19 protein-coding genes and 1 pseudogene are annotated in these 22,187 nt (G+C 69.9%); 10 read left to right on the top strand and 10 right to left on the bottom strand.

The features are described from left to right. Nucleotides 1-199 precede the first annotated feature (199 nt). From ASC60_RS36205 to ASC60_RS36190, 5 genes are all read left to right on the top strand, one after another. Nucleotides 200-4,012 (top strand): hypothetical protein, encoded by a 3,813-nt coding sequence (locus ASC60_RS36205; protein WP_063787278.1) that lies wholly within the window; start codon nucleotides 200-202, stop codon nucleotides 4,010-4,012. A gap of 329 nt (nucleotides 4,013-4,341) precedes the next feature. After that, entirely contained in the window at nucleotides 4,342-5,682 is a 1,341-nt protein-coding gene (locus ASC60_RS36200; protein ID WP_370593008.1) for a PHB depolymerase family esterase, read from the top strand. A gap of 128 nt (nucleotides 5,683-5,810) precedes the next feature. Further along, nucleotides 5,811-6,599 carry a 2-keto-4-pentenoate hydratase gene (locus tag ASC60_RS36195; RefSeq protein ID WP_055557968.1) on the top strand — a complete coding sequence of 263 codons (789 nt, stop codon included), beginning with the start codon at nucleotides 5,811-5,813 and terminating at the stop codon, nucleotides 6,597-6,599. A gap of 329 nt (nucleotides 6,600-6,928) precedes the next feature. After that, entirely contained in the window at nucleotides 6,929-7,069 is a 141-nt protein-coding gene (locus ASC60_RS41930; RefSeq protein ID WP_159043389.1) for a hypothetical protein, read from the top strand. 286 nt (nucleotides 7,070-7,355) lie between these two features. Next, a complete protein-coding gene (locus tag ASC60_RS36190; protein WP_055557967.1) occupies nucleotides 7,356-8,138 on the top strand; it encodes a FadR/GntR family transcriptional regulator in 783 nt (260 codons plus the stop codon). Here the strand turns inward: ASC60_RS36190 and ASC60_RS36185 are convergent. From ASC60_RS36185 to ASC60_RS43530, 7 genes are all read right to left on the bottom strand, one after another. Beyond that, a complete protein-coding gene (locus tag ASC60_RS36185; RefSeq protein ID WP_234357279.1) occupies nucleotides 8,123-8,707 on the bottom strand; it encodes an amidohydrolase in 585 nt (194 codons plus the stop codon). The genes ASC60_RS36190 and ASC60_RS36185 overlap by 16 nt on opposite strands. Beyond that, the gene (locus ASC60_RS40305; protein ID WP_234357282.1) at nucleotides 8,704-8,898 is read right to left on the bottom strand and encodes an L-rhamnose mutarotase; all 195 of its coding nucleotides are present in this window, start codon (nucleotides 8,896-8,898) and stop codon (nucleotides 8,704-8,706) included. The genes ASC60_RS36185 and ASC60_RS40305 overlap by 4 nt, the downstream gene beginning before the upstream one ends. Nucleotides 8,899-9,040: 142 nt before the next feature. Continuing rightward, nucleotides 9,041-10,222, bottom strand: a complete 1,182-nt coding sequence (locus tag ASC60_RS36180) for a mandelate racemase/muconate lactonizing enzyme family protein (protein WP_055557966.1) — start codon at nucleotides 10,220-10,222, stop codon at nucleotides 9,041-9,043. A gap of 31 nt (nucleotides 10,223-10,253) precedes the next feature. Next, nucleotides 10,254-11,156 (bottom strand): carbohydrate ABC transporter permease, encoded by a 903-nt coding sequence (locus tag ASC60_RS36175; protein ID WP_199831149.1) that lies wholly within the window; start codon nucleotides 11,154-11,156, stop codon nucleotides 10,254-10,256. A 2-nt stretch (nucleotides 11,157-11,158) separates the two neighbouring features. After that, nucleotides 11,159-12,085, bottom strand: a complete 927-nt coding sequence (locus tag ASC60_RS36170; protein ID WP_199831148.1) for a carbohydrate ABC transporter permease — start codon at nucleotides 12,083-12,085, stop codon at nucleotides 11,159-11,161. 28 nt (nucleotides 12,086-12,113) lie between these two features. After that, the gene (locus ASC60_RS36165) at nucleotides 12,114-13,484 is read right to left on the bottom strand and encodes an ABC transporter substrate-binding protein (protein WP_055557963.1); all 1,371 of its coding nucleotides are present in this window, start codon (nucleotides 13,482-13,484) and stop codon (nucleotides 12,114-12,116) included. A gap of 176 nt (nucleotides 13,485-13,660) precedes the next feature. Continuing rightward, the gene (locus ASC60_RS43530; protein ID WP_055557962.1) at nucleotides 13,661-13,855 is read right to left on the bottom strand and encodes a hypothetical protein; all 195 of its coding nucleotides are present in this window, start codon (nucleotides 13,853-13,855) and stop codon (nucleotides 13,661-13,663) included. Between ASC60_RS43530 and ASC60_RS44280 the strand changes: the two genes are divergently transcribed. Continuing rightward, nucleotides 13,814-14,020, top strand: a complete 207-nt coding sequence (locus tag ASC60_RS44280) for a hypothetical protein (protein ID WP_370593007.1) — start codon at nucleotides 13,814-13,816, stop codon at nucleotides 14,018-14,020. The two genes, ASC60_RS43530 and ASC60_RS44280, sit on opposite strands and share 42 nt — an antisense overlap. 335 nt (nucleotides 14,021-14,355) lie before the next feature. Next, nucleotides 14,356-16,800 (top strand): right-handed parallel beta-helix repeat-containing protein, encoded by a 2,445-nt coding sequence (locus ASC60_RS36155; protein WP_107097257.1) that lies wholly within the window; start codon nucleotides 14,356-14,358, stop codon nucleotides 16,798-16,800. Between the two features lie 226 nt (nucleotides 16,801-17,026). Here ASC60_RS36155 and ASC60_RS36150 read toward each other — a convergent pair whose 3' ends face one another. Continuing rightward, complete coding sequence (locus tag ASC60_RS36150; protein WP_055557960.1) at nucleotides 17,027-17,611, bottom strand: hypothetical protein; 585 nt, start codon at nucleotides 17,609-17,611, stop codon at nucleotides 17,027-17,029. 70 nt (nucleotides 17,612-17,681) lie between these two features. On the opposite strand from ASC60_RS36150, the pseudogene ASC60_RS43525 reads away from it, so the two are divergent. Continuing rightward, nucleotides 17,682-17,804, top strand: a pseudogene (locus ASC60_RS43525) (TetR/AcrR family transcriptional regulator); the annotation flags it as partial. Between the two features lie 36 nt (nucleotides 17,805-17,840). On the opposite strand, the gene ASC60_RS36145 reads toward ASC60_RS43525, so the two are convergent. Then, nucleotides 17,841-18,422, bottom strand: a complete 582-nt coding sequence (locus ASC60_RS36145; protein ID WP_055557959.1) for a tellurite resistance TerB family protein — start codon at nucleotides 18,420-18,422, stop codon at nucleotides 17,841-17,843. A gap of 142 nt (nucleotides 18,423-18,564) precedes the next feature. Then, on the bottom strand, nucleotides 18,565-19,551 hold the full coding sequence (locus ASC60_RS36140) for a YafY family protein (protein WP_055557981.1): 987 nt from the start codon (nucleotides 19,549-19,551) through the stop codon (nucleotides 18,565-18,567). Between the two features lie 101 nt (nucleotides 19,552-19,652). Between ASC60_RS36140 and ASC60_RS36135 the strand changes: the two genes are divergently transcribed. Further along, entirely contained in the window at nucleotides 19,653-20,231 is a 579-nt protein-coding gene (locus tag ASC60_RS36135) for a DinB family protein (RefSeq protein WP_055557958.1), read from the top strand. Between the two features lie 290 nt (nucleotides 20,232-20,521). Further along, a partial coding sequence (locus ASC60_RS36130; RefSeq protein WP_199831147.1) for a type I polyketide synthase occupies nucleotides 20,522-22,187 on the top strand: 1,666 nt, incomplete at its 3' end.

Below are 22,187 nucleotides of genomic sequence, written 5' to 3'. Positions count from 1 at the left end.
CGAACAACCCCGAGACACGAACCGCACGAACGGTCCGGGAAGAAGAGTGAAGAGCGGGTGAACGCCCCTTGCCCCGCCCGCCGGTACACCGGTAGTTCGATTGCGGCCGCCCCCTGCGACTACCTACCGTGGGCGCCCGGACGGCCACGCCGGGTGATGCCCCGGGCGGCGGCACGGTAAGCGAGGGGAGGGCGGGCGCATGGCGGGACGACCAGGGCCCGGGCGCACCGAGGGGGAGCTGGATCCGGAGGCCGGGACGGTGCCGCGGTTCGCCGCCGGGCTGCGTGCGCTGCGCGAGTCCGCGGGCAGGCCCACGTACCGGGCGATGGCCGGGCGGACGCGGTACGGGGTGACCACGCTGTCGCAGGCGGCGGCCGGGAAACAACTGCCCAGCCGCGCGGTGACGCTCGCCTATGTGAAGGCGTGCGGCGGCGATGTGAGCGAGTGGGAGCGGCGCTGGGGCGAGGCGTCGGCCGAACTCGCCGCCGAGGCCGCCGCGGACGGCACCTCCCGGCCGCCGTACCGGGGCCTGACCCGGTTCGAACCGGCCGACGCCGAACTGTTCTTCGGCCGCGACCGGCTTGTGGAGCGGCTGACCGAGCTGAACCGCAAGCACCGCTTCACCGCCGTCTTCGGCCCCTCCGGCAGTGGCAAGTCCTCGCTGCTGCGCGCCGGACTGATCCCCTGGCTGCGGGCCCCGCGGGACTGCCCCGATGACGCTCCTCCCGCGGCCGTACGGATCCTCGCGCCCGGTGCGGATCCGCTGCGCACCCACGCCGACCGGCTCCTGCCCGTGCCCGGCACCGACGCCGACACGTGGCTGATCGTCGACCAGTTCGAGGAGCTGTACACCCTCGGCGCCGACCCGGCCGACCGGGACACCTTCATCGACCGCCTCGTCGCCGCCACCGCCCCCGACAGCCGGTTGCGCGTGGTCATCGCGGTGCGGGCCGATTTCCTCGGCCGCTGCGCCGAACACCCCGGCCTCACCGCCGCGCTCCAGGACGCCACGCTGCTCGCCGGGCCGATGAGCCGCGCCGAGCTGCGGGAGGCCATCGTCCGCCCGGCCGCCGCGGACGGCCTGATCGTGGAACGCTCCCTGACCGAACGCCTGCTGGACGAGGTCGAGGGCGCCCCCGGCGGACTGCCGATGATGTCGCACGCGCTGCTGGAGACCTGGCGTCACCGCAGCGGCCGGGCCCTGACCGAGAGCGCGTACGAGGCGGCGGGCGGGCTGCGCGGCGCCGTCGTCCGTACGGCCGAGCAGGTGTACGGCGAACTCACCGAAGCCCAGGCCGAGCTGGCCCGCCGTATCCTGCTCAGACTTGTCGCGCCCGGGGACAGCACCCCGGACACGCGTCGCCCCACCGAGCACGCGGAACTCGGCTTCGGCAGCCCCGCCGACACCCGTGTCGTGCTGGAACGCCTGGTCCGGGCCCGTCTCATCACCTTCGACGACGGCACGGTCGACCTCGCCCACGAAGCCCTCATCACCGCATGGCCCCGGCTGTGCGCGTGGATCGACGACGAACGCGACCGGCTGCGCGTCCACCGTTCGCTCTCCGAGGCGGCCCGCACCTGGCAGGTGCTCGGCCGGGAGAACGCCGCGCTCTACGCGGGCTCCCGCCTGACGGCGGCCCACGACGCCTTCCCGCGCGACACCGGGGCGGAGGATCGTCGGGGTGATGAACTCACCCCGCTGGAACGGCAGTTCCTCAGCGCATCGCTCCGGCGGCGGCACCGGGCCGTGCGGCTGCGCCGTTCAGTCGTGGCCGTGCTCACCGCGCTCGTGCTGCTCGCCACCGGTACCGCTGTCGTCGCGCTCCAGGCGCGCGTCACCGCGCAGAACGAGCGGGACGACGCCGTGTTCGGCCGCCTCACCGCCGAGGCCGACAGCGTCCGCGATACCGACGCGGGCCTGGCCGCCCGCCTCGACGTCGCCGCCTACCACATGCGCACCACCCCGGACCTGAGGACCCGGCTGGCCTCGGACGCGGGCCGGGTGCTGGCCACCCGGCTGCCCGGCCACCGCGGTCTCGGCAGCTCCGTGGCGTACGCGCCCGATGGCCGCACCCTCGCCAGCGGCGGCCACGACGGCACGGTCCGGCTGTGGGACACGGGCCGGGAACGGCCGCTGGGCGAACCGCTGCGGTTGCGTACGGGACGGGTCGGCGCGGTGGCCTTCTCCCCGCCGGACGGCGACCTGCTGGTGGCCACCGGGGAGGGCGGCGGCATCCAACTGTGGGACGTGACGGACCGGTCGCGGCCCCGCCCCCTCGGCCGACCGCTGGTCGGTCACGGCGAGGAGAACGTCGTGTCCGTCGCGTTCGCCCCCGACGGCCGGCGGCTTGCCACCGCGGGTGACGACGGGACCGTACGGCTGTGGGACCTGAGCGACCCGGCCAGCCCCAGGCCACTGGGCAAGCCCACCGAGGCCGACGGCTCCGGGGCACGCAGCGTCCGAGCCGTCGCGTTCGCCCCGGACGGGAAGACCCTGGCCACGGGCGGCTACGACGGGACCGTACGGATGTGGCGGGTCGGTGAGGACGCCGGGCTCACGCCGCTCGGCAAGCCGCTGCGCGAACACACCTCCTCCGTCTGGACCCTGGCCTTCTCCCCGGACGGCCGGACCCTGGCCACGGCCGGTTTCGACGAGACCGTACGGCTGTGGGACGCCTCCGCCCCGGCCCGCGTCCAGCCGCTGGGTGAACCGCTCACCGCGCACACCGCGCCCGTCATGTCGGTGGCCTTCAGCCCCGACGGCGAGACCCTGGCGACCGCGGGGGAGGACGACTCGCCCATCCTGTGGAACGTGGCCAATCCCGCCTATCCACAAGCGCTCGGGGAGCCGCTGACCGGCCACACGGAGGCCGTATGGGAGGTGGCCTTCAGCCCCGACGGCCGTACCCTCGCCAGTACCGGTGGCGACGGCAGTGTCCGCCTCTGGCACCGGCCGCCGGGTGTCCTCACCGACTTCACGAACCCGCTGACCGCCGTCGCCTACAGCCCCGACGGCCGTCTGCTCGCCGCCGCCAGCACCGACGACGGACTGATCCGCCTGTGGGACGTACGCCGTCCGGACCGTCCGCGCCGCCTCCCACGGACCCTCGGCCACGAGGACGCGGTGCTGGCCGTGGCGTTCTCTCCGGACGGCGGCACGGTGGCCAGCGGTTCGAAGGACGGCACCGTACGGCTGTGGGACGTGTCCGCACCCGATCGTCCCGCCCCGCTCGGCGACCCCCCGCACGCGCACGACGGCGGTGTCCCCGCCGTGGCGTTCTCCCCGGACGGCCGCACGCTGGCGACCGGCGGAGACGACGGCACGGCTCGGCTGTGGGACGTACGGCGGCCTGACCGCGTACGTCCGCTCGGCGCACCGCTGCGCGGTCACACGGACGCCCTCACCTCGGTGGCCTTCGCCCCGGACGGCCGGACCCTGGCCACCGGCAGCGAGGACAGCACGGTGCGGCTGTGGCACGTGGGCGACGGGGCGCGCGCACGGCCCGCGGGCGCCGCCCTCACCGGCCACGGCGAGCAGGTCAACGCGGTGGCCTTCGCGCCGGACGGCAAGACCCTGGCGACGGGCGGCGACGACCGCACCGTGCGGCTGTGGGACGTGGCACGGGCGGACCACGCACGGCAGGCGGGGAAGGAGCTGACCGGGCACCGCGGGCCGGTCAGGTCGGTGGCCTTCGCCCCGGACGGCAAGACGCTGGCCACCGGCGGCGGCGACCACACGGTCCGGCTGTGGGACGTGGCCGACCCGGCCCGCGCCGAGATGGCCGGTCAGGAACTCACCGGCCATCTCGACACCGTCACCTCCGTCGCGTTCAGCCCGAAGGGCGACGCCCTCGCCTCCGTCGGCTACGACCTGACGGCCCGGATCTGGCCCCTGGACGCCGACCGCGCGGCGGCCTCCGTCTGCGGCCGAACCGGAGGCGTCCTCACTCGCGCCACATGGCGGGAACATCTCCCGCGACTCGGCTACCGGGAGGTGTGCGAGGGGCGCTGAGGGCTGTCCCGTCATCCCCAGCGGATCGGCGAGCGGCGTCGGATGCGGTCTATCGCAAGGCGGAGGGGCGCCCTCGTACCGGGTCGTACTCGGGCGATCCCGACAACGCGGCGAGTGGCCGTAGCCGGCGCCGGCTCGGCCGGCCTCCTGTCCGGCGCGCCGGCCTTCTCGTCCGTCCCGCCTCCACGGCCACCGGCCGTGGGAGCGCTTCCATGACGGTCGTGTTCATGTCACGATGCTGCGCGGGCAGGCCGTGTACGGGGGGCGTTCCGCGGCGGCGTGTCCTGATCACGATCGATCCGTCACCGCGATCAGAAAGGGATGAGGACGTGTCCCCATCGACCCGCACCACCCCGCGAGGACCACGGCGTTCGGTGCCCGTCACCCTCGCCGGAGCGCTGATCTCGTTACTCGCGGCCCTGCTGCTGGGCGCGCCCGCGGCCTCGGCGGTTACGGCCGCCACCGGGACCCCCGCCGGGACCAAGGCCCCCACCGCGGCGCTGACCGAGATCAAGAACTTCGGCACCAACCCCAGCAATCTCCAGATGTACCTGTACGTCCCGAACAAGGTCGCCCCCAACCCGGCCGTGGTGGTGGTCGTGCACTACTGCACGGGTTCCGGGCCCGCGATGTACTCCGGCACCGAGTTCGCCTCCCTGGCCGACCGGTACGGCTTCATCGCCGTGTACCCGTCCGTCACCCGCGCCAGCAAGTGCTTCGACGTCTCCTCACCGCAGGCGCTGCGCCATGACGGCGGGAGCGATCCGGTGGGTATCAAGTCCATGGTCGACTGGACGGTCCGTACGTATCACGCCGACACCGGCAGGATCTTCGCCACCGGTACCTCCTCCGGCGCGATGATGACCAACGTCCTGCTGGGGGACTACCCCGATGTCTTCGCGGCGGGGTCCGCGTTCGCGGGGGTGCCGTTCGCCTGCTTCGCCACCACCAACGGGTCGGAGTGGAACAGCGACTGCGCGAACGGCGCCATCACCCGCACCCCGCAGCAGTGGGGTGACCTGGTCCGCGGCGCCTACCCCGGTTACAGCGGGCCCCGGCCACGTATGCAGCTGTGGCACGGGACCGCGGACGCCACCCTGCGCTACCCCAACTTCGGGGAGGAGATCAAGCAGTGGACGAACGTGAAGGGGGTCAGCCAGACGCCGGCCCGTACAGACTCTCCCCAGTCCGGCTGGACCCGCACCCGGTACGGCTCCACCGGTGACCAGGCCCCCGTCGAGGCCATCAGCCTCCAGGGCGTCGGCCACAACCTGGTCACCAGCGGAATGGCGGCCCGCGCGATCACCTTCTTCGGCCTGGACACAAGCGGCCCCGGGCCCCAGCCCCAGCCGGGCGCCTGCCGGGTGTCGGCCACCACCAGCACCTGGAGCACCGGCCTGACCACCTCCGTGACCATCACCAACACCGGCACGAGCACGCTGAACGGCTGGCAGCTGGGCTTCACCCTGCCCTCCGGCCAGACCATCACCGGCGGCTGGGGCGCCACGTACAGCACCGCGAGCGGAGCCGTGACCGCCACCAACGCCGCCTACAACGGCACCCTCGCCCCGGGCGCGAGCGTCACCATCGGCTACCAGGCCAACCACACGGGCACCACGAGCGCTCCGGGTACCTTCATGCTCAACGGCCAGGCCTGCACGGCCACCTGATGGCGGTCCGTGACCGCCGCGGACCCGTAGCCGATCACCGCCAGGCCGCGGACCGCTCGGTGTAGAACGGGGTGGAGCCGTGTCAGGTCCCCCGACGCGGCGAGCGGCGTGGCAACGAGGAGCACGGCATGACCCTGACCGGCGCACAGCGCGAGGAAGCCGCCCGGCTGTTGCGGGAGGCCGAGCGGCGCGTGACGCCGGTCGACCCGCTGTCGGAGCTGATGCCCGGCCTGACCGTGGCCGACGCCTACGCCGTCCAGCGCGACAACATCACCCGGCGCCTGGCCGTGGGCGGTACGGTCGTCGGCCACAAGGTCGGGCTCACCGCGGCCGCGATGCAGCAGCTCCTCGGCGTGGACGAGCCGGACTTCGGCCATCTGCTGGACGACATGGTCCACCCCGACGGCGGCACCGTACCCGCCGCGCGCTACTGCGCCCCGCGCATCGAACCGGAGATCTGCTTCCGGCTCGCCGAGCCGCTGCGCGGACCGGGCGTCACCGTCGAGGACGTCCTCGCCGCCACGGAGGCGGTCGCCCCGGCCCTGGAGATCGTCGACAGCCGGATCCGCGACTGGAAGATCACCCTGGCCGACACGGTGGCCGACAACGCCAGTTCCGCCGGTCTGGTCCACGGTGCCTGGACACCCCTGGCCGAGGCGCCCGACCTCGCCGCCGTCCTGGTCGACCTGGTGGTCGACGGCGAACGGGTCGCCTCGGGCAGCGGCGGCGAGGTACTGGGCCACCCCGCCGCCGCGGTCGCCTGGCTGGCCAACACCCTCGCCGACTTCGGCACCGCGCCGCAGCCCGGCCACCTGGTGCTGCCCGGCACCATGACCGGCGCCCCGTTCGTCAGCGCGGGCCAGCGGATCGAGGCACGCTTCAGCGGCCTCGGGCCGGTCTCGGTAACCTTCACCTGAGGCGTCGCCCCCCCCACCACCGGCCCCTCCGGATCCGGCGCGCCCGGGCCGGCGGATGTGCTCGGCGGGGACCCTGTGTGGTCCCCTGCCCGGTGCTGCCCTGCCCGGCCGCGTGACCTGCACGGATGAGCATTCGGCAACGCCGTCGACCAGGAGGCGTACGCCCTGCTGACCGTCTACCAAGCCCTCATACGGATCACCGCCGACGCCGACGCCAGCCGACCGCGTCTGGAGCCGGACCGGATGAGCTTCACCATCGCCCTGGAGACGGCCCGCGGCCAGGTCGCCACTGCCGCTGGGATCCGCGCCCGCGGAGCAGACCGGCGAGGATGGCGCGGTCGCGGCAGAGCCAGGCGGCCCTACTCGCCCACGATCTCTTCGAAGTCCGCACGCTGACCGGCGCGCGCCTGCACGTCTTCGCCGACGCTGCCGTCGAGCGCCTCACCCACTTCTGCGTGAACCATCTGTAAGGCACCCGAGTTGGCGAAACAGAGCAACCAGAGGCCAATGACGGCCGTGTCCTGCGCGGCCGACCGGCCTGGAGTTCGGCCGCGCGTCGGACCCGGCCGGCCAGGCCGTCGCCGCAGGCGAACGGGTAAACCGCTCTGGTCCAGGCCCTGATTCGCCATGCCACTACCGGCGGCTCCGAGGGCGTACATCGTGAACGACTCTGCGACCGGGGCGTTGAAGTTCACGACATGTCGTGGACCAGGGACGTCCTCAACCGCAGATTGATCGAGCGGTAAGGTCATACGTATGCCAACCGAGCCGCATCCCGCAGCCCCTCTGTTCCCGCGACGTCTTCCCGCCGGCCGCTTGGGTGTTGCCGTCGTTTCCGAGCTCGTCGACCTCATCGTGACGGGGCGGCTGAAGGAAGGCGAGTTGCTGCCCCCGGAGGGTCCGCTGAGCGAACACTTCGGCGTGAGTCGCACGGTCCTGCGTGAATCGGTGAAGCGGCTCGAGGAGAAGGGGCTGGTGATCGTTTCCCAGGGGCGCGGCACTCAGGTGCGGGCGCCGGGCTACTGGAACATGCTCGATCCGGTGGTGCTGTCCGCGTTGATCGACAACGATGAGACGCTCGGCGTCCTGGACGAGCTGACGATCGTGCGGGCGAGCCTTGAGTCGGCGATGGCGGGCGCGGTTGCCGGATCTCGTAGTGCGGAAGGGTTGAGGAGGCTGGAGAACGCGTTGACCACGATGCGTGAAAGTGTGTCCGAGACGGACTCCTTCCGGCAGGCGGATGTGGTGTTCCACTACGCGCTCATGGAGATCTCCGGCAACCGGCTGGCGGAGAACATCGCCAAGCAGTTGTACAAACGGGCCGTGGAGTCCAGCCGCTACCAGGGCATCGACCCGCCCGACGCATTCGCGCTGACGCTGAAGGAACACGCGGCGATCATCGATGCCATCTCACGGCAGGACGTCGCCGCGGCCCAGAAGGCGATGCATGATCACATCCACGTTTCGTGGGAGCGTCGCCGGCTGCCCGACCACGCGCCGCGGGCGCGCGGCCGGGCGCTCGGTCAGGAAAGCGAGTAGACGTCGGCGGCGTTGCCGCCGAACACCCTCGCGCGTGCCGCGGGGGAGAGCCCGTCGAGCAGGGCTTCCGCAGCGGACTTCCAGGGCGCCGTTCCCCCGCCGAACTCGGCCGACGGCCAGTCGGAGCCGTGGAGAAGACGCTCAGAGCCGAAGGATTCCAGGGCGATCGTTACCTGGGCAGCGAGATCGGTTGCACGCCATGACCCGGGGGCGAGGGCCGATGTGAGTCCCGAGACCCTCGCGACGACGTTCGGTTGCCGCGCGAGTTGCCGCAGCCGCGACGCCCACCTGCTCATGTCCTGTCCGGGCTCGGGCGGACCGCCCAGGTGATCGGGGACGAAGCGGAGTCCGCTGTGGCGCGCGGCCAGGTGAGCTGCCTGAGGGAGTTGCCACTCGCGCACGATGAGGCCTGTGCTGATCTCCTCACGCATCATCCACTGCGGGTCCGGGGCGATGTGGGCCAGATGCCGCACCCCGACGACGGGAACAGCAGCGTTCTCGCGGATCCGGTCGAGCCGAGGTCCGACCTCCGCCTCGAGGTCCGCCCGTGCGACGAGACCGGCACTCATGCGAGGTGCCAGACTTCAACGACAGGCTGCCACCGCGCCCGGGGAACCCGCTCCTCGGCAATCCTCACCTGACACGGGTCGGTGTGCGTCCACCATTCTTGCGTAGCCGGGTCGTCGGCGATCCGTCGCATGTCCGCCTCGTGGTCCTCCTCGACGTACTCGTAGGAGGAGAAGGGGAGGTCGCCGAATATGAAGATGCTGGTAGTCGCACACGTCGCATTCGGTGAGCTTCCGCTCGACGCTCGGCCGGCGCGGCCCGGTGCGGCGCCAGGTACTCCTCGCGCTTCTCGGGCCGCACACCCACGACGAAGGCCCTGCGCTCAGACCGACGGGTCACGAGGGCCGGTCTCCGGGGTGCAACGGGGCGTCCATCAGGTCCGGCTCGGCCACCAGCCGCAGGGCAGCGCGTTCGGGCCGGATGTGCGGTCCGGTTGCCGCGGGCTGGGGCGCCGCGGCGCCGACTGGTGACATCTGGGACTCGTCGACCACGATCCCGATCCCCGGGCGATCGCCCAGGACGATGCCTCCGTCGTCGAACTGCTGGTCGACGTCGAGACCGACGGGAAAGAGGAGATCCTGGACTTCGTGGGTCAGAAGGTTCGGCACGGCGGCGGCCGCGTGCGCCACCGGGTTCGCGTTGTACGCGACGGGACTCACCGGCAGATCGTGGGCGTGCGCGAGCGTCGCGACACGGAGGAAGTGGGTGATCCCCCACACGTTGCCGACCTGCACGATGTCGACCGCGTTGGCATCCAGCAGTGGGCGGTACTGCTCCAGCCCGGTCAGGTTCTCGCCGCTTGCGATCGCTGCGCGCACCTTACCGCGCAGCGCGGCCATTCCGGCCGCATCCCACCGGCGTAGCGGTTCCTCCACCCAGGTGAGATCCACGCGTTGCTCGATGGCCGCGACATACCGGGCCGCCTGGGCGTGGTTCCACGACTCGTTGGCGTCGAACATGAGCGCCGGTCGGCGGGAGTTGCGGCTGAGAATGTCGCGCATGATCTCCAGCCGAGGCAGGTCGCGGTCGAGATCGCGGCCACCTTTGAGCTTGCCGGCCTTGAAGCCGCGGTCCGCGAACCGACCGTAGAGGTTGGCGAGCTCTTCATCGGTCAGGCCGTACTCGAGACCGGACGCGTACCCGGGTACGAAGCGCGAGCGGGCCCCGAGGGTCCGCCAAAGCGGTTCGTCGGCCGCCTTGGCCTTGATGTCCCACAGGGCCATGTCGACGGCCCCGATGGTGCCGAAGGTGGATCCTGCGTGACCGGCCTTGAACACCCAGGCGAGCATCCGGTCGTAGAGCGCCACGGCCGACCGCGGGTCATCGCCCTCGATCGCGGGGAAGACACGCGCGATGTCGGCGTGGTCCCCGAGGCCGACCCCCTCGATTCCGGTGTCGGTTTCGATGATGAGGATCGGGAGCGGCGTCGCGTGATCGGGCTGGACACCGTTGACGTCCCCGGTGATTCTGCCCCAGTCATGGACGGTGCTCAGGCTGCGGTACCCAGTGATCTTCATCGGCAGTGGTTCTCCTTGCATGCGCTAGCGGTCATTCCTTGGTTCCCCCAGCTGTCATGCCCGCGACCAGGAATCGCTGGGAGAACAGGAAGACGATCAGGACGGGCAGGATCGACACGATCGTCCCCAGTGCCAAGGTGGGCAGCTGAACGGAGTCGGATCCCGCGGAGCTGGGATTGAAGGCCGGGGTTGCGGCCAGAAGCGAGGTGAGCCCGACCTGGATCGGGTAGCCGTCACTGGAGGGGAGCATCACGAACGGGAGGAAGAAGTTGTTCCAGTTCTGCACAAAGCTGAAGAACGCCACCAGCGCGACGATCGGGGCGGCCAGCGGAAGGGCGACCCGCGTGAAGACCTGGAACGCGCTGCAGCCGTCGATGCGCGCGGCGGCGAGGATGTCGCGGGGGATGCTGGTCGAGAAGTAGATGTAGGTGAGGTAGACGCCGAACGGGAAGAACGACATGGGCAGGATCACTGACAGCGGGCTGCCGATCAGACCGACACTGTTCAGCTCGAGGAAGATGGGCAGCACCAATGCGGTGCTGGGGATCAGCATGACGACGAGGGTCAGCACGAGCAGCGCCTGCCGAAGCCTGAACTCCGTGAGCGCGAGTGCGTAGCCGGCCGGGATACTCACGAGAAGCGTGATCACCAGGGCGCCGATCGCGTACAGGGCCGAGTTCCCGATCCATGTCGTCACCGCACCGTCCTGGAAATCGAACAGCTGATGCCAGTTGGCGACGAGGTCCGACCAGGACCCGGGAGAGAACGGGTGGGCGACGACGAGCGATTTCGAGGATTTCGTGACCGCGAGGAGCAGCCAGGCGATCGGGACGGCGAAGAACAGGATGAAGACAATGAGCAGGACGCCGATGATGGAGCGCCCGCTCCATCCGCTCAGGCTCGACCGACGGCGTTCGGTGGAGAGTGCGGCCATGGTCATTCCTTCTCGAAGAGGCCGCCACGGGTCACGAACACCCAGGACAGCAGGAGCGCGACGACCAGCAGGATCAACGAGATCGCGGCCGCGCCGTTGAAGTCGTTCTGCTGGAACGCGTACTGGTAAGCCAGCTGGTTGAGTGAGTAGTCATTGGGCACCACCGCGTTGCTGGCCTGGCTGAGCAGCTGTGGCTCGATGAACAGCTGGGTGCCGGCCGCGAGCGACATGACGCCCATGTAGGCGACCCACTTGCGCAGCATCGGAAGCTGGATCCGCAACGCGATCCGGATGGCGTTCGCACCGTCGATGCGGGCGGCCTCGATCACCTCTGTGCTGATGTTGTTGAGGGCGCCGTACATGATGATGATCCACCCGCCGGCTCCGGTCCAGAACGCGATGATGGCGAAGATGACCGGAAGGTTGCCCGGTTGAATCACCTGTACGAAGGTGTCGAACCCCATCGCGCTGAGCAGACCACTGACCGGGCTCGCCGTCGGATCGAGGACGAAGAGCCACAACAGGACGCTGGACGCGCCCGCGAGCGCGCCGGGCAGGTAGTAGACGAAGCGCAGGGTCGTGCTCACCGACCGGACGCCGATGGCGTGCACCGTCAACGCCAGGCCGACGACGAAGACGACCAGCCCGAGGAGCCAGATGACGAGATAGATGGTCACGTGGAACACCGCCGGCCAGAACCGGAAGTCGTCAATGACCTTGGTGAAGTTGTCGAAGCCCGCGAATCCACCGTCGGCGTCCGTGAAGGCCAGCAGTACCGCGTAGAGCGAGGGAACGATCCCAAAGGTGATGGTGAGCAAAGCGTAGGGCGAGACGAAGACATAGCCGATCGGACTGCGGGCGAAGGCGCGGCCGGCCGGCTTGCCGCCGCCCCGGCGTGACCGCCGCCCCTCCGAGGCATCGATGGTCATCTGGCCACTCGAAGGAGCGAGGGTCATTTCAGTTCACCACGTATCCGTTGACCTTGGCTTGGTTCTCGATCGCCGTCTGCCACGTCGAGAGCAGGTCCACGATCGACCTGCCGCCGGTGATCCCCGTGGTCATCGTCTTCGCCCAGATCGCCTCCTGGCTGAATGTGGGGTAACCCCAGCCGGACCAGACCCGCGACGCCGCGGTCACCACCGGCCGCAGCGAGGTGGCGTAGTACTTGCTCGCCTCCTGCTTGGCGACCCACTTCTCTGCGGCGGGGGCGTAGGCCGGGTAACCCGGTGCGGCATCGACCTGATACTCGTCGGCTGTGGTGACGAACGTTACGAACTTCTTGACAGCCTTCAGGTTCTTCGAATGGCTGGACATGAACCAGGTCCCGCCACCCACGTTCCCCGTCACGGCCTCGCTCTCGCCCTTCCACGTGGGCAGCGCGGCAACGCCGAGCTGCCCGGCTTGCACGTCGAGTGACTCAGGGTTGTTGAAGATCGCGCCGGCGTACCACGCCGGACCCGGCACCATCAGCACCTTGCCGGAGTATTTCTTCAAGAACTCGGGAGTGAACACGCTGACCACCGGCACGGTCCCGTTGTGGCGGAGGGTGTCCAGCATCGAGGCCGCCCGCTTGCATGCGGCCGAATCGGTCCTCACGGTGACGGACTTGGGACCGGTCACGTCATTGGCCCGGCACTTACTCGCCCACATGTACACCTCGGGCGTCCAGGCATCCCCGGCCGTCCCGATGATGTAGCCAGGGTGCTCCTTGGCGACCTTCTCCCCGAGCGCCCGGTACTCCTCCCACGTGGCCGGGAGGGCGTAGCCGAACTTCTCCAGCAGGGGCTCGTTGTACCAGAGCACCGCCTGGGCGAGGTCGTTGCGCAGGCAGTACACGCGGCCGTCCACCGTGCAGGGGTCGAGCGAGCCCTTGGTGAAGTTGCTGAGCGTCTCCTTCGGGACCAGGCCCTTGTTCAGTACGGCCGCGAACGCCTGCTTGCCGCCGTTCTTCTGGCTGGCCCATGCCGCGTCGTTGTTCTGGCTGGAGAAGACGACGTCGGGCCAGCCACTGCCGGCGCGGTCGAAGAGCTGCATCTTCGTCCGGAAGGAGTTGGAACCGTTGGCCGACCCGTCATAGGTGACGACCTTGATCTTGGTGCCCGGGTTCGCTGTCTGGAACGCCTTCGCGGCGGCCTGTCGGTCCGCGTCCACCCAGACGGTGATCGTCGAGGAGGCTTCCTGCTTGGCCTCGGGGAAGCCATGTGGCCCGTTCGCCGAGCTTTCTCCGCCGCCGCAACCAGCGAGGGTGAGGAGCGCTGTCGCGGCGCACATCACGGCGACGGTCGACGCCCTGCGGCGCGAACGCACCCCGGTGTGGATTCCGGCCATGAGATGTCCCTTGTCTTGTCGACTCCGTTGGCGACTCCGCGTCGAGGACTGTAGGGCATACGTATGATGTTTGTCACGGGCTCGATGCCTATCGCCCTGAGCGGCGGTTGTCGGTGTGATCTTGAGGGGTGCGCAGTCAACGGTGGCCTCGCGCTTGCCGGTGGCGCCCGGCTGACTCAAGGCCGGGGTGAGCAGTCGGGTGCGTCCTGCCGCCGGGCGATACCGGACGCGCTCAAGGAACCGGCCACGACGCGCACGACGACGGGGCGGCGCCGCGGTCCGTCGTCGAACGCGCTGCCCGCATCGCCCCCGTATGTGAGCGACACGGCGTGGAGCTTCCCGCTGCCGCCATTCAGTACCTTCTGCGCCATCCCGCGGTCACCTCGGTGGTGACAGGGATGCGCACTGAGGAGCACGTGCGCGGTAATGCCGCGCGGTATCGGGCGGTGATCCCGGAGGCACTGTGTGGGGGCGCACTTCACAGGACTCGTCCCGGACCCCGCCCGCACAAGCTGGTGCTCCAGGGGTCCAAGTAGGCATCACGCGAACCTTGTAGCAAACATCATACGTATGCTAACCCTGTGGCGGGCATCAATGCCCCAGTCACAGGAAGCGATCGGACATGACATCGACGTCAGACTCGACACGCTCGGTGAGCGGGCGGTGGAGGCGTAGGGCAGGGCTTTTTGCGACGCTCGGCGCCTGTACCGTCATCGCCTCAGCGCTCATTCCCCTCCAGGTGCAAGCCGCGCCTCGCACGGTGTACTTCGCAGCACCGGAGGGCATGGACTCCGGACCCTGCAGCCAGTCGCAGCCGTGCTCGCTCAAGCGCGCTCAGGATGTGGCCGGCCCGGACGCCAAGCAAGGTGACGTGACCGTTCAGCTTGCCGACGGCACCTATCGCCTTTCCGAGCCTCTCCGGTTCGGACCAGGCGATGACGGCGGCGACCACACCATCCACTGGACCGCCGCCCCGGGGGCCCACCCCGTCATCACAGGCGCCTCGAAGGTCACCGGCTGGTCCAAGTCCGAGGCAGGGTCAGGCATCTGGGAGGCGGCCACCCCCCGCGGCCTCGACACCCGCCAGCTGTACGTGAACGGCGTGATCGCCCCTCGCGCCGCCATCCGCCTGGCCAACGCGGACGTCACCCCCACCGCAACCGGCCTCACCATCAAGAACCCGGCACTGAGCTACCTCGCCACGCTCCCCGACCAGGGGCGCATCGAGTTCGAGTCCCTCGGCGACTTCACCAACCGCTACTCGCCGGTTCAGAGTATCAGCGCCACCGAGATCACGATGGCGCAACCGGCATGGGACAACAACACGTGGGGCTGGGACACCGTCCAGAACTCCTTCCTGGCCGGACCGAGCTGGTACCTCGACAACTCACTGAAGTTCCTCACCCAGGTCGGCCAGTGGTACATGGATCCGGGCGCCGGGAAGCTCTACTACAAGCCGGCGGACGGGGCCGACCCCAACCGGCTCGACATCGAGCTGCCCCGCCTGGAGACACTGATCAGCATCGGCGGGACGTACGACGAGCCTGTGACCGGTCTCGCCTTCGAGGGCATCCAGTTCTCCGGAACCTCCTGGCTCGGCCCCTCGACCGACGGGTACGCGGATCAGCAGAACGGTCTGTTCATCAAGGGCGCCTACAAGTACCGCCCTGCCGACGCCTTCACCAGTTGCTCGCGCGGCTGCGAGATGTTCGAACGAGCGCGCACCAACTGGTACCAGGAGCCCGCGGCCGTTCAGGTCTCCGCCGCCAGCCGCATCTCGTTCACCGGCAACACGTTCACCAACCTCGGCCAGTCGGCGCTGGGCATCGGGAACGACGCCAACGCCACCAGGGCCGGCGTCGGGCTGGGCGCCGGTGACATCGACGTGGTCGGCAACCGGTTCACGGAGACCAGTGGACACGGCATAGCGGTCGGCGGCGTACTGCCTGACGCGCACCACCCCAGCAACCCGAGAATGACCAACCAGAACATCCTGATCGCCAACAACACGATCAATCGCGTGGCGGTGGACTACAAGGACAACAGCGGCATCCTCAGCACCTACGTCACAGGCGTCCGCATCCTGCACAACGAGGTCTCCGACGTTCCCTATGACGGCATCGACACCGGCTACGGCTGGGGCATCAACGACGCCGGGGGGTCGAACGACTACGTCGACCGTGGCTACTACAAGTGGAACACGCTGTACTCGACGCCGACCACGCTCAAGAACAACCGCATCGAGGGCAACCTCGTGCACAACACGAAGGCACGTTTCGCCGACGGCGGATCGGTCTACAACCTCTCCGCCAGCCCGGGAACCGTGGTCGCCAAGAACTACCTGTTCAACATTTCAGGAGTCGGCCTCTATCTCGACGAGGGCTCGCGCTCGATGACGTACGAGAACAACGTGGTCCAGGGCGGCTCCTTCCTCTTCACCAACGCGTACAGCCTCCGCAACAACACCAGTGACAACGTCATCCAGAACAACTGGTACAACTCGGGTGGAGCGTCCACACCGAACGCCGAGGCGCACAACAACAAGCTGATCAACAACGTGAAGGTCGCCGGTGCCAACTGGCCCGCGGGCGCACGCGACGTGATCTGCCAGGCGGGTGTCGCGCCGCAGTACCGGACATCGCTCAACGCGAACCAGTTCGGCTTCAGCGGCTGCGAAGTCGACGCACCGGTGACAGGCGGCTTCGCGACTGCCGGTGGTTCGGCCGTCAGGTCGTACTTCGGCCAGAGCGGGGACGGATTCGGGATCGCGGCGGCCGGCGCCGACGTATGGGGCGCCGGCGGTCAGCGTGACGACCAATTCGGCTCGATCTATCGGGCTGGCGCGTTCAAGGCCGACTCGAGCGTGTCCACCCGAGTGGTGTCGGTCAACGACGCCAACGCCTGGGCCAAGTCCGGAGTCATGGTCCGCAACAACGCGACCGAAGGGGGAGGGTCGGCCGGGTATGCCGTCGTCGCGGTCACCGCTCGCAACGGCGTCGTGTTCCAGTGGGACACCGACGGCGACGGGTACCTGGACACCGACGCCCGCGCCACTGTCGACGTCTTCCGCCCCGTCTGGGTGAAGCTCACCCGATCCGGCACCTCGTTCAGAGCCTCGTACTCCTACGACGGTGCGAACTATGTCCCGATCGGTCGGCCCGTGACGTTGGCCTCGGCCGCAGCAAAACAGGACGCCGGTATCTTCTCCACGTCCCATGACGTGACCCAGTCAGCGATCAACCAGTTTGACTCCAGCACCGTCATAGCCGTGACACGATCTCGTGCTCCCCATGCGAGGGGGGAAGGCGTGGGCTGAGGGCCTCGGCCGGCGTGTTTCCGCGGGCAGTCGGTGCTCGGCCTGACGCCCGCACCGCAGCGCGCCTCCCAGCGGACCTGGCGCTCCTTTGCCTACGCGGAACGATGGATGCGCACAGCCCGCGCCGAGTGCACCGATCGCCTCCTCATCACCGGTGAACGACACCTGCGCACCGTCCTCGGCCAGTACACCGAGCACTACGCGCGTCTGGCACGCTGCGGGCACTTCACTCGTTCCTGTCTCGGTCGGCGGTGAAGGCGGGGTAGTCGGTGTAGCCCTCGGTGTGACCGGCGTAGTGGGTGTCCCGGTCGCCGTCGGCCAGCGGGTGGCCTTGCGCGAAGCGCTCGACCAGGTCGGGGTTGGCGATGAAGGGGGCGCCGAAGGAGACCGCGTCGACTACCCCGTGGTCGAGGATCTCGTTGCCGAGGGCCTGGGTGAAGCCGAGGTTGGCGATGATGTTGCCCTGGTAGTGGGCGCGGTAGCGGGAGAAGAGGGCGATGCGCTCCTCGATGGTGCCGGGGGTGCCCAGGAGGTGCAGGTAGGCCAGGTTGCTGTCGTTGAGCTTCTTGAACAACTGGTCGTAGTCGGCGAGTGTCTCCTCGTCCGCGGTGAACGCGGTTCCGCTGGTCCAGCCCGGGGACATTTTCACGCCGATGCGGTCGCTGCCCCACACGTCACTGACGGTGTCGAGGACGTCGAGGAGGAACCGGGCCCGCTTCTCGCCGCTGCCTCCGTAGGCGTCGGTGCGCTGGTTGAGACGGGGGTTGAGGAACTGCGGGATCAGGTGGGATGCCTGGGCATGGAGTTCCACGCCGTTCGAAGTGTCTGCCGTGCCAGCACTGCGGGCCCATGCCCGGCCGACGAGTGCGATGCGACATCTCATGGCATATGACTCAGCGGCGACCGAGGAACGCATTCCCGCCGCGGCGGCCTCGGAGTTCGCCGCGCACGGCGTCGCGGGAGCCCGGGTGGACTGTATCGCCGCCCAGGCCAAGGCCAACAGGCCCCGGGCAGCCCGGGGCCTGACGACATGGCGAGGCTCAGATGCCGAACTCCGTGGGCGCGATCCCGAGGGTGGCGCAGGCCTCGCGGATGGCCGCCTGCTCCGACGGCTCGATGTAGCCGTCGGCCCCGGCGATGACGATGCCGGTCTGGATGACCGCGCGGGCCTCGGCCGGCTTCTTCGCCGCCTTGGCGATCTCCTGCAGCGCCTCGGTCTTGCCCAGCTGGAAGTTGGCCACGAGCCGGTCCAGGTTCTTGTTGAACCGCTGCCGGAGCTGGTCCGCCGGGAAGTTCTGCAGGACGTCGTTGGTGGTGATCAGCTCCTCGACGCGCTGCCGCTCCGCCTGCTCGATGTGTCCGTCCGCCGCGGCCACCAGGGCGCACATCGCCATGGTGGCATCGCGGTAGGCGCCGCTCTTCAGCTCGGTCTTGACCGACGCGAGCTGCGACTTGAGCAACCCGACCAGCTGGGCCTTGGAGCCGCCGGAGGACGAGCCGGACCCGTGGCCACCGTGCGAGCCGGACCCCTGCTGCCCCTGCCCGAACCCGCCCCTGCCACGGGCGCTCTGGGACTGCTGGAGGTTCTTGGCCTGGTCCTTGAGCCGGTCCCACATTGCCATCGGTGCCACCTCGGCTTCTGTTGCTGCTTGTCCGGTTCTGCTCGTCGGTCGCGCTGCTTCGCGGTCTGTTCAAGGTGAACGCGCCCGGCGGCGACCTGGTTCCCGAAGAGCAAAGTCCACGTAAAGGGGAGACGGAACGGTGTCAGGAAGAGGTGTCGGCGTAGCGGCGCGCCAGCCGCGCGAAGGCGTCCTTCAACTCGGCCGGTCCGACGACCTCGATAGCGGCGTCGAACCTGCCGAGATCGGCGGCCAGGCCGACCCATGACCACGAGCCCAGGGCGAGCCGGCAGCGGTTCGGGCCCAGCGCCTCGACGACCCCGTCGCGAAGGTGCCGGGACACGTCGGCGGCGGGCAGCCCGAGGATCACCTCGCCGCGGCAGGGCCAGTCGCCGGAGCCGTCCGAGCCCCGGAACCGGGCGGCCACGAAGGCGGCCACATCGCCTCCGGGCAGCGCGCGCGGCGCGAAGCGGGGACCGGTAGGGGTGCGCGGAGTGATCCGGTCGGCGCGAAAAGTACGCCAGTCCTCGCGGTCGAGGTCCCAGGCGACGAGATACCAGCGCCCACCCCAGGTCACGAGGTGATGGGGCTGCACCCGGCGCGGCGGAGCCGGTACGCCGCCGTCGGCCACCTCCGGCGGGGACACCGGGGCGTAGTCGAACCGCAGCACCTCGCGGGCGTGGACGGCGGCACCGAGCGCGCTCAGCACGACGCCGTCGACCCGCGCATCCGGCCGGGCCGAGGGCCGTGTGACGGCGGTGACCTGGAGGGCGTCGATCCGGTGGCGCAGCCGTGCGGGCATGAGTTGCCGGACGGTGGTCAGCGCGCGCACCGCGGCCTCCTCGACACCGGCACCCGAGGTGGTGGCGATCCGGAGGGCGATGGCCAGCGCGACGGCCTGCTCGTCGTCGAACAGCAGCGGGGGCATCGCCGTGCCCGCCTCCAGCCGGTACCCGCCGTCGGGACCCTTGAACGCCACGACGGGATAGCCGAGTTCGCGCAGCCGGTCCACATCACGCCGCACGGTGCGCGGGCTGATCCCCAGCCGCTCCGCCAGCAGCGCCCCCGGCCAGTCCCGGCGCGCCTGGAGCAGCGAGAGCAACGACAGCAGACGCGCGGAAGTCTTCGGCATGACCCCCATGGTGCCCGCAGAAGCGGACACGTCCTGGCCGCTTCCCCTGCGACGGTTCTCCCGTACGGCATAGCCACCACGACTCGAAAGGCCCGAACACCGTGACCGCCACCACCACACCCCCCGTGACCCTCGATGCCGAGCGGACCGACCTGCTCGCCGCGCTCGCCACCGCGCGATCCGCCCTCATCCGCACCACCCGCGGGCTCAGCGACGAACAGGCCGCCGGGCACCCGACGGCCAGCGCGCTGTGCCTGGGCGGGCTGATCAAACACGTCGCGTCCATGGAGGAGACGTGGCTGCGCTTCGTGGCCGAGGGCCCGTCGGCGATGCGCTACGACCTGCCCGACGGTGTCACCTGGGCCGACATCGCGGCCGGTACCGCGCGCGCGTTCCCGCAGTGGATGATCGACCACCAGAACGAGTTCCGGATGCTGCCCGGCGAGACGCTGGCCGGGATCGTCGAGCACTACGAGCGGGTCGCCGCCCGCAGCGCGGAGGTCATCGCCTCCGTAACCGACCTGTCGGCGACCCATCCGCTGCCGGAGGCGCCGTGGAACGAGCCGGGAGCGGTGTACAGCGTCCTCCGGGTGCTGACGCACATCATCGCCGAGACCGCCCAGCACGCCGGACACGCGGACATCCTGCGCGAGACGCTCGACGGCCAGAAGTCGACCTGACCGTACAGACAAAGGGACGGGCGGACAGGCCCGCCCGGCGGCCACCGGCCGGACGGGCCTCAAGGCCCCTCAGGACCTCAAGGGCGGGTCAGTCCACCGCGGCGCCAGGAACACCTCGGCCGCGATGTCGGCGACCAGGTGTGGATTGGTGATCCGCCGCGCCACGAACCGGAGGAGAGGCGTTACGAGGTTAGGGGCGATCAGGGGTTGGGGGCCCTTATCACCCTGCGTAGCGTTCCCGGCAAGCGCGCGTCGCAGTGTCGGGCGCCTTTCGACCCGGGGTGGCTGTGGTGGGCAACCAGGAGAAGCTTCTTGACTACCTCAAGCGCGCGACCACGGACCTGCGCGCTGCCCGCAAACGCATCGCGGAGATCGAACAGCGCGACCGGGAGCCGATCGCCATCGTGGCGATGGCGTGCCGCTATCCGGGCGGGGTGGACTCGCCCGAGGGGCTGTGGCGGCTGGTGGACGAGGGCGTGGACGCGATCTCGGAGTTCCCGGCCGACCGGGGCTGGGGCGTGGAGGACATCTACGACCCCGAGCCCGGCAAGCCCGGGAAGACAGCCGCCCGCGAGGGCGGATTCCTCCACGACGCGGCCGAGTTCGACGCCCAGCTCTTCGGGATCAGCCCGCGCGAGGCGACCGAAACCGACCCCCAGCAGCGGTTGCTGCTCGAGGTGTCGTGGGAGGTGCTGGAGCGGGCCGGCATCGATCCGCTGTCGCTGAAGGGCAGCCCGACGGGCGTGTTCGCCGGGCTCATGTACCACGACTACGCGCGGGGCAGCAACGGGGGCAGCGTCGTCTCCGGCCGGGTGGCCTACACGCTCGGCCTCGAAGGGCCCGCCGTGACGGTGGACACCGCGTGCTCGTCGTCGCTGGTCGCCCTGCACCTGGCGACACAGTCGCTGCGCTCGGGCGAGTGCACGCTCGCCCTCGCGGGCGGCGTGACGGTGATGTCGACCCCTGAGATGTTCATCTACTTCAGCGAACAACGCGGTCTGGCGACGGACGGCCGCTGCCATTCGTTCGGCGCGGGCGCTCACGGCGTCGGCTGCTCCGAAGGCGCCGGGGTCCTCCTGCTGGAACGGCTGTCGGAGGCGCGGCGTCACGGCCACCCGGTGCTGGCGGTCGTACGGGGCAGCGCCCTCAACCAGGACGGCGCCAGCAACGGCATGTCGGCCCCGAACGGACCGTCACAACGACGGGTGATCCGTCAGGCGTTGGCGAACGCGGGCCTCACGGCCGCCGAGGTGGACGCTGTCGAGGCGCATGGTACGGGGACGACGCTGGGCGATCCGATCGAGGCGCAGGCGCTGCTGGCGACGTACGGGCAGGAGCGGGACGAGCCGCTGTGGCTGGGGTCGGTCAAGTCCAACATGGGCCACACCCAGGCGGCTTCGGGCGTGGCCGGGATCATCAAAGTGGTGCAGGCGATGCGGCACGGCGTGCTGCCGAGGACGCTGCACGCGGACGAGCCGACGCCGCAGGTGGACTGGTCGGCGGGCAACGTCCGGCTGCTGACCGAGCCGAGGAAGTGGCCACGCGGCGAACGCCCGCGCCGTGCCGGTGTCTCCTCCTTCGGGATGAGTGGCACGAATGCCCATGTGATCGTGGAGGAGGCGCCACCGGCCGGGGACGAGCCCGCGGAGCGCCGCCCGTTGCCGGTGGCGCCCATCGTCGTCTCGGCCGCGACCGCAGACGCACTTCAGGCGCAGATTCAGCGGATCGGCGCCTTCGTCGCGGATCACGATGAGCTTGATGTGGCGTTCTCGGTGGCGACGGGGCGTGCCGGGCTGGAGCATCGTGCGGTGCTGGTCGGGTCGGAGACGATCAGCGGTGTTGCGGCGGGTGAGGGCGGCAAGCTGGCGTTTCTGTTCACCGGGCAGGGGAGTCAACGCCTGGGTATGGGACGGGAGTTGTATGACACCTTTCCGGTTTTCGCGGAGGCGTTCGACG

Source organism: Streptomyces sp. NBRC 110028, from assembly GCF_001417735.1.
Classification (GTDB): Bacteria; Actinomycetota; Actinomycetes; order Streptomycetales; family Streptomycetaceae; genus Streptomyces.
Note: the sequence above shows the minus strand (reverse complement) of the source record. Positions and strands in the feature narration are given on the sequence as shown.

Coding starts and splice junctions, on each gene's coding strand:
- ASC60_RS36205 (WP_063787278.1), top strand. CDS start 200: ATGGCGGGACGACCAGGGCCCGGGCGCACCGAGGGGGAGCTGGATCCG.
- ASC60_RS36195 (WP_055557968.1), top strand. CDS start 5,811: ATGACCCTGACCGGCGCACAGCGCGAGGAAGCCGCCCGGCTGTTGCGG.
- ASC60_RS41930 (WP_159043389.1), top strand. CDS start 6,929: ATGGCGCGGTCGCGGCAGAGCCAGGCGGCCCTACTCGCCCACGATCTC.
- ASC60_RS36190 (WP_055557967.1), top strand. CDS start 7,356: ATGCCAACCGAGCCGCATCCCGCAGCCCCTCTGTTCCCGCGACGTCTT.
- ASC60_RS36185 (WP_234357279.1), bottom strand. CDS start 8,707: ATGAGTGCCGGTCTCGTCGCACGGGCGGACCTCGAGGCGGAGGTCGGA.
- ASC60_RS36180 (WP_055557966.1), bottom strand. CDS start 10,222: ATGAAGATCACTGGGTACCGCAGCCTGAGCACCGTCCATGACTGGGGC.
- ASC60_RS36175 (WP_199831149.1), bottom strand. CDS start 11,156: ATGGCCGCACTCTCCACCGAACGCCGTCGGTCGAGCCTGAGCGGATGG.
- ASC60_RS36170 (WP_199831148.1), bottom strand. CDS start 12,085: ATGACCATCGATGCCTCGGAGGGGCGGCGGTCACGCCGGGGCGGCGGC.
- ASC60_RS36165 (WP_055557963.1), bottom strand. CDS start 13,484: ATGGCCGGAATCCACACCGGGGTGCGTTCGCGCCGCAGGGCGTCGACC.
- ASC60_RS43530 (WP_055557962.1), bottom strand. CDS start 13,855: ATGGCGCAGAAGGTACTGAATGGCGGCAGCGGGAAGCTCCACGCCGTG.
- ASC60_RS36145 (WP_055557959.1), bottom strand. CDS start 18,422: ATGGCAATGTGGGACCGGCTCAAGGACCAGGCCAAGAACCTCCAGCAG.
- ASC60_RS36140 (WP_055557981.1), bottom strand. CDS start 19,551: ATGCCGAAGACTTCCGCGCGTCTGCTGTCGTTGCTCTCGCTGCTCCAG.